General features: G+C 74.9%; 12 protein-coding genes. 7 read left to right on the top strand and 5 right to left on the bottom strand.

Annotated elements, in window-relative coordinates; all coding sequences use genetic code 11:
* The first annotated feature begins 265 nt into the window (after positions 1-265).
* The 5 genes from CLV37_RS04355 to CLV37_RS04335 are packed head-to-tail and all read left to right on the top strand — an operon-like array spanning position 266 to position 5,861.
* On the top strand, positions 266-958 hold the full coding sequence (locus tag CLV37_RS04355; RefSeq protein ID WP_106207547.1) for an NUDIX hydrolase: 693 nt from the start codon (positions 266-268) through the stop codon (positions 956-958).
* Positions 959-1,004: 46 nt separating this feature from the next.
* On the top strand, positions 1,005-2,297 hold the full coding sequence (gene nadA, locus CLV37_RS04350) for a quinolinate synthase NadA (protein WP_106207545.1): 1,293 nt from the start codon (positions 1,005-1,007) through the stop codon (positions 2,295-2,297).
* A complete protein-coding gene (gene nadB / locus CLV37_RS04345; protein WP_211298388.1) occupies positions 2,294-3,862 on the top strand; it encodes an L-aspartate oxidase in 1,569 nt (522 codons plus the stop codon). The genes nadA and nadB overlap by 4 nt, the downstream gene beginning before the upstream one ends.
* Entirely contained in the window at positions 3,859-4,731 is an 873-nt protein-coding gene (nadC, locus tag CLV37_RS04340) for a carboxylating nicotinate-nucleotide diphosphorylase (RefSeq protein ID WP_106207543.1), read from the top strand. The genes nadB and nadC overlap by 4 nt, the downstream gene beginning before the upstream one ends.
* Entirely contained in the window at positions 4,728-5,861 is a 1,134-nt protein-coding gene (locus CLV37_RS04335; protein WP_106207541.1) for a cysteine desulfurase family protein, read from the top strand. Before nadC ends, CLV37_RS04335 begins: the two co-directional genes overlap by 4 nt.
* A gap of 99 nt (positions 5,862-5,960) precedes the next feature.
* On the opposite strand, the gene CLV37_RS04330 is transcribed toward CLV37_RS04335, so the two are convergent.
* From CLV37_RS04330 to CLV37_RS04320, 3 genes are all read right to left on the bottom strand, one after another.
* Complete coding sequence (locus CLV37_RS04330) at positions 5,961-6,461, bottom strand: 2'-5' RNA ligase family protein (RefSeq protein ID WP_106207539.1); 501 nt, start codon at positions 6,459-6,461, stop codon at positions 5,961-5,963.
* On the bottom strand, positions 6,458-6,706 hold the full coding sequence (locus CLV37_RS04325) for a hypothetical protein (RefSeq protein ID WP_106207537.1): 249 nt from the start codon (positions 6,704-6,706) through the stop codon (positions 6,458-6,460). The genes CLV37_RS04330 and CLV37_RS04325 overlap by 4 nt, the downstream gene beginning before the upstream one ends.
* Positions 6,707-6,785: 79 nt before the next feature.
* Positions 6,786-9,926 (bottom strand): S8 family serine peptidase, encoded by a 3,141-nt coding sequence (locus CLV37_RS04320; protein WP_106207535.1) that lies wholly within the window; start codon positions 9,924-9,926, stop codon positions 6,786-6,788.
* A gap of 181 nt (positions 9,927-10,107) precedes the next feature.
* Between CLV37_RS04320 and CLV37_RS04315 the strand changes: the two genes are divergently transcribed.
* Positions 10,108-10,728 carry a copper resistance CopC family protein gene (locus CLV37_RS04315; protein WP_170127059.1) on the top strand — a complete coding sequence of 207 codons (621 nt, stop codon included), beginning with the start codon at positions 10,108-10,110 and terminating at the stop codon, positions 10,726-10,728.
* On the opposite strand, the gene CLV37_RS04310 is transcribed toward CLV37_RS04315, so the two are convergent.
* The gene (locus CLV37_RS04310; protein WP_211298387.1) at positions 10,700-11,914 is read right to left on the bottom strand and encodes an MFS transporter; all 1,215 of its coding nucleotides are present in this window, start codon (positions 11,912-11,914) and stop codon (positions 10,700-10,702) included. The genes CLV37_RS04315 and CLV37_RS04310 overlap by 29 nt on opposite strands.
* A gap of 181 nt (positions 11,915-12,095) precedes the next feature.
* Between CLV37_RS04310 and CLV37_RS04305 the strand changes: the two genes are divergently transcribed.
* Complete coding sequence (locus CLV37_RS04305; protein WP_211298386.1) at positions 12,096-13,292, top strand: glycoside hydrolase family 76 protein; 1,197 nt, start codon at positions 12,096-12,098, stop codon at positions 13,290-13,292.
* Between the two features lie 70 nt (positions 13,293-13,362).
* Here the strand turns inward: CLV37_RS04305 and CLV37_RS04300 are convergent.
* The coding region (locus CLV37_RS04300; protein WP_342762232.1) for a Fe-Mn family superoxide dismutase at positions 13,363-13,497 on the bottom strand (135 nt) is incomplete at its 5' end.

The raw sequence follows: 13,497 nt of genomic DNA, 5'->3' as shown, positions 1-13,497 counted from the left end.
TCGCGCAGCTGCTAGCTGGCAGCCACCTCACGCGTCCGATGAGAAACCATGTGTTCGGACCACCTCCTTCCCGTGTCCTACGACGGTACGACTGCTCCCGCGGACTTGTCACCCCGAATTCGGCGCCGATCGCGACGAAGCCCCGGCGGGCGTCCCGCCCCCGACCCCGGGCACGGCTTGTGGCCCCGGCCCCCTCGGCCCTACAGTGCTCGCCGACGCAGTTGTTGTCAGAACCACCCTTACTGATCCGGGGTCCTGAGTTCCCATGAGCACCTCCCAGCAGGCGATCCTCGTCGCGGTCTCGACGGTGATCTTCGCCCTGCTGCCCGACCGGGGCGGCGACGTGCGCGTGCACCTCCCGCTGGTGCGCCGCACGCGGGACCCGTTCGCGGACCAGTGGGCCCTGCCCGGGGGGTGGGTGCGCACGTCCGAGAGCCTGAGCGGGGCCGGGCGCCGGACCCTGGCCGAGACGACCGGGTTGCGGCCGAGCTACCTGGAGCAGCTCTACACCTTCGGCCGCCCGGACCGCTCCCCCGGCCAGCGCGTCGTGTCCGTCGTCTACTCCGCCCTCGTGCGCAACCACGAGGCGGCCGCCGCCGTCGAGGGCGAGAACGTCCGCTGGACCTCGGCCGACGACTGCACGGGCCTGGCCTTCGACCACGACGAGATCGTGCAGTACGCGCTGTGGCGGTTGCGGACCAAGGTCCAGCACGCGCACGTGGCCCAGCACTTCCTCGACGAGCAGTTCTCCCTCGCGCAGCTGCGCGAGGTGCACGAGGCCGTCCTCCAGCGCCACCTCGACCCGGCGAACTTCCGCCGGCAGGTGGAGGGGTCGGGGACGGTCGTGGAGACCGGCGAGCGCCAGACCGGCGGTCGCCACCGTCCCCCCAAGCTCTACCGAGCCGTGGTCCCCGAGGGATCCGCCGGCCCGCTGCAGTCCGCCGGCCCGCTCGCCTGAGCGGTCCGGGAACGTTCACAGGAACTCCTCGAGAAAAGGCTGCACGATGGCGTCCGTCCCCACGCAGATCGCCCTGCTCACCCGCGCGCCGGGCGGAGCCGACAGCACCTGCGACCCCGACCTGCCGACCGCGCCGTGGCAGTTCGACGCCGTCCCGGGGCAGCCCCTGCCGGCGCCCACGTACGGCGCGGGCGCGTCCCGGCAGGACCCCGTCCCGGCCGACGCGCCGGTGCAGCAGCAGATCCCCGCGCAGTACCGGTTGCTGCCCGCCGACGAGCTCGACCGCCGCATCCGCACGGCCCGGCAGACCCTCGGCTCGCGCGTCACGATCCTCGGCCACGCCTACCAGCGCGACGAGATCGTCCAGTACGCCGACTTCGTGGGCGACTCCTTCCAGCTCGCCCAGCAGTCGCAGCAGCACCCCGAGGCCGAGTTCGTCGTGTTCTGCGGCGTGCACTTCATGGCCGAGACGGCGGACCTGCTCACCACCGACGACCAGCCCGTCATCCTGCCCAACCTCGCGGCGGGCTGCTCGATGGCCGACATGGCCGACATCGACGCCGTGCAGGCCTGCTGGGAACAGCTCGAGGCGGTCTACGGCACCGAACCCGACGCCGACGGCAGGGTCCCCGTCATCCCCGTGACGTACATGAACTCCGCCGCGAACCTCAAGGGTTTCTGCGGCGAGCACGGCGGCATCGTCTGCACCAGTTCCAACGCGCGCGAGGTCCTGGAGTGGGCGTTCGAGCGCGGGCAGCGCGTCCTGTTCTTCCCCGACCAGCACCTGGGCCGCAACACCGCCAAGGCCATGGGCGTCGACGTGGCCGACATGCCGTTGTGGGACCCCCGCAAACCCCGCGGCGGGAACTCCGAGGAGTCCCTGCGCGACGCCCGCGTCGTCCTGTGGCGCGGCTGGTGCTCGGTGCACCAGCGGTTCACCGTCGACCAGATCGCGCAGGCGCGGGCCAAGAACCCCGACGTCCGCGTCATCGTGCACCCCGAGTGCCCGATGGAGGTCGTCGACGCCGCCGACGAGGCCGGTTCGACGCGCTACATCCAGCTCGCGATCGACGCGGCGCAGCCCGGTGAGGCGTTCGCGGTCGGCACCGAGATCAACATGGTCCGGCGCCTGGCCGACACCCGCCCGGACCTGACGATCGAGTGCCTGGACCCGGTCGTGTGCCCCTGCTCCACGATGTACCGGATCCACCCCGCCTACCTCGCGTGGGTGCTGGAGTCCCTCGTCGAGGGCCGCGTCGTGAACCAGGTCAGCGTCGACCCCGTCGTCGCCGGGCACGCGCGCACGGCGGTGGAACGGATGCTGGCGGTCGGGGCGTGAGGTCCCCGGAGCCGGTGGAGCTGCGCACCGACGTCCTCGTCGTCGGGGCCGGGGTCGCCGGGATGACGGCGGCCCTGGAGGCCGCCCGGACCGGGCGGGTCGTCCTGGCCACCAAGACCTCCCTCGGCGACGGCAGCACCCACTACGCCCAGGGCGGGATCGCGGCGGCGACGGGCGCCGCCGACGTCCCCGTCCACGTCGCCGACACCCTCGCCGCGGGGGCGGGCCTGTCCAGCCCGGCGGCCGTGCGGGCGCTGTGCGCGGCCGGTCCGGCCGCCGTGCGGGTGCTGGCCGAACGCGGCGTGGACTTCGACCGCGGCCGCTCCGGCGGCTGGGCCCTCGGCCTGGAGGCGGCGCACACCACCTCGCGCATCCTGCACGCGGGCGGGGACCGCACGGGGGCGGCGATCTCGCAGGCCCTGGCCGCGGCCGTGCGGCGCAGCGACGCGGCGGTCCACGAGGACGCGTTCCTCGTCGGCCTCCTCACCGAGCACGGCCGGGTCGTCGGCGCCGAGTTCCTCGAGGGGGTCGAGCACCCGCACCTGCTGCGGGTCCGCGCCGACGCCGTCGTCCTGGCCACCGGCGGCGCCGGGCAGCTGTACAGCCGCACCACGAACCCGGTGGTCGCCACGGCCGACGGGCTGGCCGCCGCGTTCCGCGCCGGGGCCCTCGTCGCGGACCTGGAGTTCTTCCAGTTCCACCCGACCGTGGCCGCCGTCGCCGACCCGTTCCTCGTCTCCGAGGCCGTCCGCGGGGAGGGGGCCGTGCTGCTCGACGCCGCCGGGCACCGGTTCATGCCCGCGGTCGACCCGCGCGCCGAACTGGCCCCCCGCGACGTCGTCGCGCGGGCCATCGGGACGGCGATGGCCGAGCACGGCGGCGCCCCCGTCCTGCTCGACGCGACCGGGGTGTCGGGCGCCCTGGGCCGCACGTTCGCCCAGCGGTTCCCCGGCATCGCGCAGCTGTGCGCGCGCGCCGGGATCGACCCCGAGACCACGCCCGTCCCGGTGACCCCCGCCGCCCACTACTGGATGGGCGGCGTCCGCACCGACGCCGCCGGCCGCACCTCCCTGCCCGGGTTGTGGGCCGCCGGCGAGGTCGCCTGCTCCGGGGTGCACGGCGCGAACCGGCTCGCCTCGAACTCCCTGCTGGAGGCGCTCGTCATCGGCGGGGCCGTCGTCGCCGACATCGCCCGCGGCGGTACCGCCGCCGGGTTCGAGGACGAGGTCGTCGACGTCGCCGAACCCGCCCTGCCCGTCGCCGCGCACGTGGGCCGGCGCGACGTCCAGGCGACGCTGTGGGAGCACGCCGGGCTCGTGCGCGACGAGGCCGGGCTGGCGGTCGCGACCAAGCTCCTGACCCCGCAGGAGGACCCGGTCGAGATCCGGCCCGACGACCTCGGCGTGCCCCGCGGCGCGCGGGAGGACTCCAACCTCGTGCTCGCGGCCCACCTGCTCGTCGCGGCCGCGACCCGGCGCGAGGAGAGCCTGGGGGCGCACTTCCGCGGCGACCACCCGCGCACCCCCGACCGCCCCACCCGCCGCAGCTTCCGGAGGACCCCGTGAGAACCGCCGCCCCAGCAGCCGAGGTCGTCACCCTCGCCCTCGCCGAGGACGCCCCCTGGGGCGACGTCACGAGCGAGGCCCTGCTGCCCGCCGACGCCGTCGCCGACGCCCAGCTCGTGGCCCGCGAACCCGGGGTCCTGGCCGGCACCGGGGCCGCCCGCGAGGCGTTCACGCAGACCGCTCACCTGACCGCCGGGTCGCTGGAACTCCTCGAGCTGGCCCCGGACGGGACCCGGTTCGCCGCCGGCGACGTCCTCGGTCACGTCCGGGGCACCGCCCGCGGCGTGCTGCGCGCCGAGCGGATCGCGCTGAACCTGCTGCAGCACCTGTCCGGCGTCGCGACGCACACCGCGGCGTTCGTCGAGGCCGTGGCCGGCACGAACGCCCGCATCGTCGACACCCGCAAGACGACGCCCGGGCTGCGCGCCCTCGAACGCGCCGCCGTCCGCGCCGGCGGCGGGCACAACCACCGGTGGTCCCTCTCGGACGCGGTGCTCGTCAAGGACAACCACCTCGCCGTGCTGCTGGCCGCCGGGCTGGACGTCACGACGGCCCTGAAGTCGGTGCGGGACAGCGTGTCGCACACCACCGTCATCGAGGTGGAGGTCGACCGCCTCGACCAGCTCGAGGCGGTGCTCGCCGCCGGCGTGGACGTCGTGATGCTCGACAACTTCTCCCTGGCCGACCTCACCGAAGGGGTCCGGGTCGTCAGGGAACGTTCGCGCGCGCTCGTGGAGGCCAGCGGAGGGGTGAACCTCTCGACGGTCCGCGCGATCGCCGGGACGGGGGTCGACCTGATCTCGGTGGGGGCGCTGACCCAGAACTCCCGCACGCTCGACCTGGGCCTGGACACCACGGTCTCGGCGTGAGCGTCTACCTCGACCACGCGGCCACGTCCCCGCCGCGCCGCGAGGTCCTCGAGGCGGTCTGGCCGTACCTGACGCAGGTCACGGGCAACCCCTCCAGCGCGCACGAGGTGGGCCGCACCGCCCGCGCCGGGCTCGACGCGGCCCGCGCCGCCATCGCCGACGTCCTCGGGGCCCGCCCCGGCGAGGTCGTCCTGACGTCCGGGGGCACCGAGGCCGACAACCTGGCGGTCACCGGCATCGCGCGGGCGGACCCCCGCGGCCGGCACCTGGTGGTCTCGGCGATCGAGCACCCGGCCGTGCTCGAGACGGCGAAGGCGTTGCAGCGCGACGGTTTCACGGTGGACGTCGTGGGCGTCGACGCCGACGGCCTCCTCGACCTCGACGCGCTCGACGCGGTCCTGCGCCCCGACACGACCCTCGTGTCGGTCATGTACGCCAACAACGAGATCGGCACGGTCCAGCCGCTCGCGGAGATCGCCGCCCGCTGCCGGGCCCTGGGCGTGCCCTTCCACACCGACGCCGTGCAGGCCGCGGGGCACCTCGACCTCGACGTCGCCGCGCTGGGGGTGGACGCGCTGTCGGCCTCGGCGCACAAGTTCGGCGGGCTGCGCGGCGCGGGGTTCCTCTGGGTCCGCTCCGCGGTGCCCCTCGAACCCGTCCTGCACGGTGGCGGGCAGGAACGCGGCCGGCGTTCGGGGACGACGGACGTGGCCTCGGCCGTCGGCACGGCCGTGGCGCTGCACCTGGCGGCGCAGGCCCGGGCGCAGGAGGTCCCCCGGCTGACGGCGCTGCGCGACCGGCTGATCGACGGGGTGCTGGCCACCGTGGAGGGAGCCGCGCTGACGGGTCACCGCACGCGACGGCTGCCCGGGCACGCCTCGTTCACGTTCGCGGGCGTGGGGGGCGAGACCGTGCTGGCCGAGGTCGAGGCGGCGGGGATCACGTGCTCCAGCGGGTCGGCGTGCGCCGCCGACTCCGACGACGCCTCCCACGTGCTGCTCGCCACGGGCCTGTCCGCCGACGTGGCGCGCACCGCGGTGCGGTTCACGCTGGGCCACGGTTCGGGCGACGCGGACGTCGACGCGGTGCTGGCGGCGCTCCCGGCCGCCGTGGCGGCCGCGCGCGGCTGACCCGCCTCGGCCGAGGCGGAGATCAAGCGGGTCTGTCGCGCCCTGCGACCGTGGTCCGGGCCTGCCACGGCGTCGCCACCGACCCCGTGCCCCGGGCGCTCACGCCTCGAAGGCGACGCTCTCCAGCAACTCCCACGGCCCGCCCGCGTAGCGGTGCACGTCCAGCCCCTGCACGTCGAAGCCCCACGGGGCGAAGCCCGCGGTGAGCTCGGCGACGGTGGCGCGCGCCACGGCCGGGTCGACGAAGTTCTGCACCGTCACGTGCGGCCGGAAACCCTGCCCGTCCTGCCGCGTGAGCCGTCCCGGGAAGGCGGCGGCGACGCGGCCGCGGGCGGCGGCGAGGCCGGGGCTGTCGAGGACGAGAGCGGCCCCGCGGCCGAGGGAGCGCACGGAGCGCACCTCGGCCCGGGGCCGTGGGGTCGAGCACGCCTGCCGCACGGCGTCGACGACCTCCGCGAGGGCGTCGCCGGGCAGGGCGTGGAACAGCGTGAGGTGGGCGGGCAGCCGGTTGCGCTCGGGCGGGAAGTACGTGCGGCGCAGTTCGTCCAGCCGCTGCTGCGTCGCGGGGTCGAAGGCGGCGGCGACGATGAGGGCGTTCACAGCAGGGGGAGCACCGTCCCGCCGACCCCGGCGGCCAGGCACAGCACCGACAGGACCAGGGCCGCCGTCCACCAGCCCCGGTCGGGGTGCCCCGACCGCAGGGCCCGCACGGCCAGGACGAGGACGACGAGCCCCATGACGATCGACAACGGGGCCAGCGCCACGGAGACGACCAGCCCCGCGACGGAGGCGACGATCCCCCCGAGGGCGCCGGTGTTGGTGGGTTGCGCCTTCTGCTGCTGCACGCGCCCACTGTGCCACGCGCCCCCGGGGGGCCTCGCCGACCGACGGCCGACCGACGGCCGACCGACGGCCGGTCGAGGGTCAGCCGATGCTCACGACCGTGCGCGCCGAGGTGCCGGCGTACCCCAGCGTGCCGAGGTAGCGCGTGCCGGGCGCCAGCCCCTTCCAGGACGCCGTGAAGGTCGTCGACCGGCCCTGCGTCAGGGGCAGCGGGTTCGGCGTCACGGTGAACGCCCCGGCGCCGGTCCCGGGCGGCAGGACGTAGCTGCTCAGGTCGAACCCGATGTCCTGCTTGCCCGGTGCGGCCGCGTACCCGTCGAGCTGCAGGACGTAGTCGCCGGGCGTGACGTACCCGTCGATCCGCTCGTCCGCCGACGTCGTCGCCGACTGCGCGACGAGGTCCCCGTCCGCGGTGAACAGGTACAGGTCGAGGTCGGCGCCGGCCTCACCCTTCACGTCGAAGCGGGTGAACACCGTGCCCTTCCCGATCGTGACGGGCAGCTCGGCGACGTACCCGGCGGGCAGCCGGCCCTGGTAGTCGTCCCCGGCCACGAGCCCGGTGGCGCGCACCGCGGTGCGACCGGAGGTCCCCGAGGAGACCGTCCCGGTGACCGACGTCGCCCCGAGGGGGGCGTCGAGCTCGGCCGGGGCCGTCAGCGTGACGGGCCGCAGGGCGATGGGCGAGCGCACGGTCAGGTTCGCCCCGCCGGTCCAGGTCAGGAACCCGGACGTCCAGTTGCCCAGCTGCGCGGTCGTGCGGGTGAAGGTGACCCGGAACTGGGCGGTCTGGCCGGGCTGCAGGGACAGCACGCTCGGCGACACCTTCACGTCGAAGCCCTGGACCCAGGCCTTGGCGTAGTAGAGCCCGCCGGTGGTGGCCGTCACCGACCGGGTGAGCGTGCGGGTCCCGGCGAGGTCGGCGACCGCGAGGGAGGCCTGGTTCAGCTCGCTCGGGTCCAGCGCCGTCAGGCCCGTCCCCGTCCCGACGGAGGACCCTTCGAGGAAGCGCAGCCAGTCGACCGGGGTGGAGTCGTAGACCAGACCGGGCGTGAGCATCTTCGTCGGGTCCACGAAGCCCGCGCCGGCGGGGAAGACGTGGTCCAGGGGCTTGCCGTCGGGGCCCAGGGGGCTGCGGCTGGTGGTCATGAGCGCCGACTTGACCTGCAGCGGCGAGAACTCCGGGTGCGCCGCGGTGTAGAGGGCCGCCAGGCCCGTGACGTGCGGGGCCGACATGGACGTGCCCGACTCGGGGGCGAACAGGTCCTCGCCGTTCGTCGCCGCGACGGGCGAGTACCCGGCGACGACCCCCGAGCCGGGGGCCGCCAGGTCGGGCTTGAGGACGTCACCGCCGTCGACGAGCGCCGGCCCGCGCCCGGAGAAGGCCGCGATCTGCGGTGCGGGCGTGGCCTTCCCGGTGGTGTTGCCCGGCTGGAACGTCACCGTGGGGTTGCGCGTGCCCTTGACGTAGGCCACGACCTGCTCGCCCGCGGCGGTGTCCAGGTGGACCGTCGGCACGGAGTGCGCGTCGGGTTCGAGGGAGTTCGGGGTCGGGTTGTAGAGGACCATCCCGGCGCCGCCGGCGCGGGCGACCTCCTTGGACTTGTCGACGCGCGCGGTCACGGCCCGCTGGCAGACGACGACCTTGCCCTTGGTCCTGGCCGGGTCGAGGGAGTCGGCGAAGCACTTGGCCGCGTCGTCGGCGCTGTGCCCGGCGGCGGCGACGGCCGAGCCGAGGACGAGGGGCGTGCGCGGCAACGGGGACTGCTGCAGGCGGGCCCCGACGAGCTTGGTGCCGTCGCCCAGGACGACGGTGCCCTCGCGCAGGACGGAGGTGGCCGCGGCGACCGTGGTGATCCACGGGGAGGTGTTCTCGACGGTCGAGGCGCCCGGGCCGGAGTTGCCCGCCGAGGCGGACACGAAGATGCCGGCCGAGGCGGCGCTGAGGAACGCCAGGCTGACCGGGTCGGCCGGGTCGGCGCTGGCGCCGCCGCCGATGGAGTAGTTGATGACGTCGACGTCGTCGGCCACGGCCTGGTCGATCGCGGCGACGAGGTCGGAGGTCATGCAGGAGTTGTCGCCGTCGTCACCGGTCCAGCAGACCTTGTAGACGGCGACGGCCGCCGCGGGGGCGATGCCCGTGACGTCGCCGTAGGACACCCCGCCGATGGTGGCCGGGACCCCGTTCAGGCCGACGGCCGTCGTCGCGGTGTGCGTGCCGTGCCCGTCGCTGTCGCGGGCGGAGTCGAACTCGGTGCCCGCGAGGTCGTAGGCGCTCTTGAAGCCCTCGCCGAAGGCGCGGGCGCCGACGACCTTGGTGGTGCAGTCCGCGGCGGTCCAGCCCTGGCCGGTCTCGCAGACGCCGGTGAAGGTGCCCCCGTCGGCCTTGGCCATCCGGATGGTCTGCCCGGAGCGGTAGGCGCCGTAGGGGTCGTCCGCGGGGGCGCTGGTGGGCAGCTTCGCACCGGCGACGGAGGGGTGCTCGGGCCACAGGCCGGTGTCGAGGTCGGCGACGACGACCCCCTTGCCGGCCTTCGCGACGCCGCCGAGCTGGGCCCAGACGCCGTTCTCGCCGCTCAGGCCGAGGTAGTCGGCGGTGGTCCGCGCCGCGCCGGTCTGCGCGGCGGCCTGGGGGGCGGCCTGCGCGGCGGCCTGCGGGGTGGCCTGCGTCGCCGCCGCCGCGGTACCGCTCGTGCCGGGGGTCCCGGTGCCGTCGGTGGTCGTGCCGGTCAGGTGGCGCACGCTGTCGGGGACCACGGAGACGACGCCAGGGGTTGCGGCGAGCTTGCCGGCCTGCGCCGACGTCAGCTTCGCGCTGAAGCCGTTGAGCGCGACGGTGTACCGCTGCTCGGGCTGGACGCCGACCGCGTCGGCGATCTTCTGCTGCGCGCCGAGCAGCAGGTCGCGGTAGCGCCGGGTCGTGGCCCGCGACAGGTCCAGGCCGCCCGTGGCGGACTTCAGCTGCGGGATGCCGGGCAGCGACCCGTCGTACTTCGCGATGGGGTCCTGCGCGAGCGTGACGACGTAGTTCCCCGCGTCGTAGTGCCTCCCCTGGGCGGCGGGCACGACGGTGAGAGCGGACCCGGGGGCCGTGGGAGTGGTCGTGGGGGTGGTCGGGGGGGTGACGGCGACGGCGGGCAGGCCCGGGACGGCGGCGAGCAGGAGGCCCACCCCCGTCGCGAGCAGCGGCCGCGCGAGCCGTCGACGGTTCCTGGGGGGGACCATGGCGGCCTCCTGCTGGTGCTGAGTGGTGAACGACTGACCCTGCGACGGTCGTGACGGTCGGTGAACCTGTGACAACCCGGTGCAGCCAATCGGGTGACGGGCGTGGCGTCAAGGGTTGCTGCGGGCAACCGCCGCGCACGGGTCCGGGAAGACGTCCACGACGCTGCGTAGTCTTCGGTGCGTGCCGACTCCCCCGCTGTCCTCCCGCACCCCGACCGCCACCCGTCGCCGACGGTGGGCGCGGACCGGGGCGGGGGCCCTGCTCGTGCTCGGCGCCGGGCTCGCCTCGGCCGCACCGGCCGCGGCGCACGACCGGCTGGAGTCCACGAACCCCGGCGACGGCGCCGTCGTCGACGTGGCCCCCGCAGCCGTCGTCCTGACGATGTCCTCCACCCCGATCGCGCTCGGCACCCAGGTCCAGGTGAAGGGGCCCGACGGGACCGTGGTCTCCTCCGGCGACCCGCAGATCGTCGACGCGACCGTCACCGAACCCCTGACGGGGACGCTGCCGGCCGGCACCTACGAGGTGCAGTGGCGGATCACCTCCTCGGACGGGCACCCGGTCTCGGGGACGTTCTCCTTCACCGCCTCGGCGGCGGCGTCCGGCGCCTCCCCGTCCACGGCCACCGGCTCCCCCTCCTCGTCCAGCACGAGCTCGGCCGCCACGAGCCCGGCCACGGTCGACCCGTCCAACCCCGTCGCGGGTCAGGGCGACAGCACGCTCATCGGCGTCGGGATCGCGGTCGTCGTGGTCGTCGGCGGGATCGGCGGGGTCATCGGCTACCTGCGGCGACGTCGCTGACGCCGCCCCGCGCCGCGGCCCGCCCGAGACGGACGTCGACGAGCCACACGAGGACGACGAGCACGCCGAACCCGGCCCCGGCGACGGTCACCAGGGGCCACCCGCCCGCACCCCAGGCCGCCGACCCGACGGCCGAGCCCACCGCGCCGCCGGCGAAGTACGTCGTCATGTAGACCGAGTTGAGCCGGGAGCGGGCGTCGGGCCGCAACGGGTAGACGACGTTCTGGTTCGACACGTGCACCGCCTGCAGGAACATGTCGGCCAGGCCGAACCCGAGGACGAACAGCAGCAGCGAGGTCAGCCACACCGAGCTCGACAACCCCAGCACCCCCCACGTGAGGACGAGCCCGGCCGCCCCCAGGCCCGTGACCAGCTGACCCCGGCCCGCGTCGGCCATGCGGCCGGCCACGCTCGCCATCGACGCCCCGGCCACCCCCGCGAGCCCGACGAGGCCGATCTGCAGCTCCGAGAGCCCGAACCGCGGCCCCGACAGCAGGAAGGTCGTGGTCGCGAAGAGCACGGAGACCCCGGCGAACCCCAGGCCGCCGAGCAGGGCCCGCGTCCGCAGCCTCGGCAGCTCGCGCACCAGGCTCGCCCCCGAGCGCAGGGTCGCCACGTACCCGCCGGCCGCCGTCGGCTCGCTGCGCGGCAGGCGGCGGCCCAGCACCACGGAGACGAGCAGCAACCCCACGGCGACGACGGCGTACGGCGCGTGCCAGCCGGCGAGGGCGGCCAGGGCCCCGGACACGCTGCGGGCCAGCAGGGCGCCGATGAGCAGCCCGCTCATGACGGTCCCCACCGCGCGCCCCTCGCGGCCGGGTTCGGCGAGCTCGGCGGCGAACGGGACGAGGATCTGGGCGGCGACGGAGAACGACCCCGCGACCGCGGTCCCCACCACGAGCACGGGGTAGGTCGGGGCGAGCGCGCACACCGCGTGCCCCGCCGCGGCGAGCAGCGCGAGGACCACGAGCAGGCGGCGGCGTTCCAGCAGGTCCCCCAGCGGGACGACGAGCAGCAGGCCCAGGCCGTAGGAGACCTGCGCGACGGTGACCAGCGCGGCGGCCCGGCCGTCGCCGATCCCGTAGTCGCGCGCGATGGTGTCCAGGAGCGGCTGGTTGACGTAGTTGCCGCCGACGGTGAGTCCCGTCGTCACGGCCATCAGCAGCAGCAGGGGTCGGGTCAGCACCGGCCCATCCTCCGCCGCCGCGCGCCGCGGTGTCCAAGCGGTCCGGCGGCGCGCTGCCGACGCCGCCGGCGGAGCGGGACCGGCCGCGGGGTCCTGCGGTCCCGCCGGCGAGGTGGTTGACCGTCGTGAGTTCGGGTGGGAACGTTCTCAGGAACCCATGACGCCGACGTCTGGAGATCCCGTGAGAACCTCGTCCCGCCGCACCGTCCTGACCGGCCTGACCGCCTCGGCCCTGGTCGCCGGAACCGCCGCACCCGCCCACGCCGAGACGGGGGAACGCTCCCCGGGCCGGCACCACGACTGGGCCGGCCGCGCCGCGCTGTCCTGGCAGGCCCTGCTCGACCACTTCGCCGTCGGCGACGGTTCGGGACTGCTGCACGAGCAGTTCCCCGTCGCCGCCGGGGATCCGAAGTACTCCTACGAGTGGCCCTTCTCGCAGGCCCACGTCGCCGCCCTCGACCTCACCGGGATCCCCGGGGCGGGCCGCAGGTACCGCGACGACCTGATCGATCTAGCTGCGGCGCAACAGTACTACTGGAACCCGACGTCCACGACGGGACTGCCGGGTTTCGCCTCCGGCCCGATGCCGCCGTACCTGAACGGCGGGGACCTGTTCTACGACGACAACGAGTGGGTCGGTCTGCTCGACGTCCAGCAGTTCGCCATGACCGGCGACCGGCGGGCCCTGGCCGAGGCCCGGAAGATCTCCGACCTCGTCGAGTCCGGGTGGGACACCGACCCCACGCACGCCGCGCCCGGCGGGGTGTTCTGGACGCAGGCCCCGTGGAGCGACGACCGGAACACCGTCTCGAACATGCCCGGCGCCGAACTCGCGCTGCGGCTGTTCCAGTTCACCCGCGAGCGCCGATACCTGGACCGGGCGCTCAAGTACTACACGTGGACGAACACCCACCTGCAGCAGGACGACGGCCTGTACACCGACCACCTGGACCTCCAGGGCGTCCCCGACCCCACCGTGTGGTCGTACAACCAGGGGGTCCCCGTCGGGGTGAACGTGCTGCTGTTCCAGGCCACCCGCGACCGGAGGTACCTGAGGGAGGCGCAGCGGATCGCGCGGGCGTCGCTGGAGTTCTTCGTGGCGGGCGGACGGGTCGACGACCACCCGCCGTACTTCAACTCGATCTGGTTCAAGAACCTGCTGCTGCTGGAGTCGGTGACCGGCGGGCACACCTACCGCGACGCCACGGCCGGCTACGCGCAGCGGGTGTGGGACACCAAGCGGCAGCCCTCGGGCCTGTTCCGGTTCCCCGCCGGGGACTCGCACGGGACGACGACGCTGCTGCTGGAGCAGGCCGCCGTCGTGCAGGTGTTCGCCGTCCTGGCCTGGAAGCCCTCCGACCACGACCTGCTGTACTGAACGCGCGAAGGGGTGGGACCCGTCGCGGGCCCCACCCCTTCGTCGTGCCCCCGTCAGGAGGCGGTGCGCATCACGGGACGATGAGCCCGACGGTCTGCGTGCGGGCGCGGTCGAAGCGGGCCTGGGCGTCGGCCCAGTTCACCACGTTCCACCACGCCTTGACGTAGTCGGGCTTGACGTTCTTGTAGTCCAGGTAGAACGCGTG

This window comes from Kineococcus rhizosphaerae (assembly GCF_003002055.1).
GTDB classification, from domain to species: Bacteria; Actinomycetota; Actinomycetes; order Actinomycetales; family Kineococcaceae; genus Kineococcus; species Kineococcus rhizosphaerae.
Note: the sequence above shows the minus strand (reverse complement) of the source record. Positions and strands in the feature narration are given on the sequence as shown.

Excerpts from the sequence above, each read along its gene's own strand:
- CLV37_RS04355 (WP_106207547.1), top strand. The coding sequence starts at position 266 with ATGAGCACCTCCCAGCAGGCGATCCTCGTCGCGGTCTCGACGGTGATC.
- nadA (WP_106207545.1), top strand. The coding sequence starts at position 1,005 with ATGGCGTCCGTCCCCACGCAGATCGCCCTGCTCACCCGCGCGCCGGGC.
- CLV37_RS04320 (WP_106207535.1), bottom strand. The coding sequence starts at position 9,926 with ATGGTCCCCCCCAGGAACCGTCGACGGCTCGCGCGGCCGCTGCTCGCG.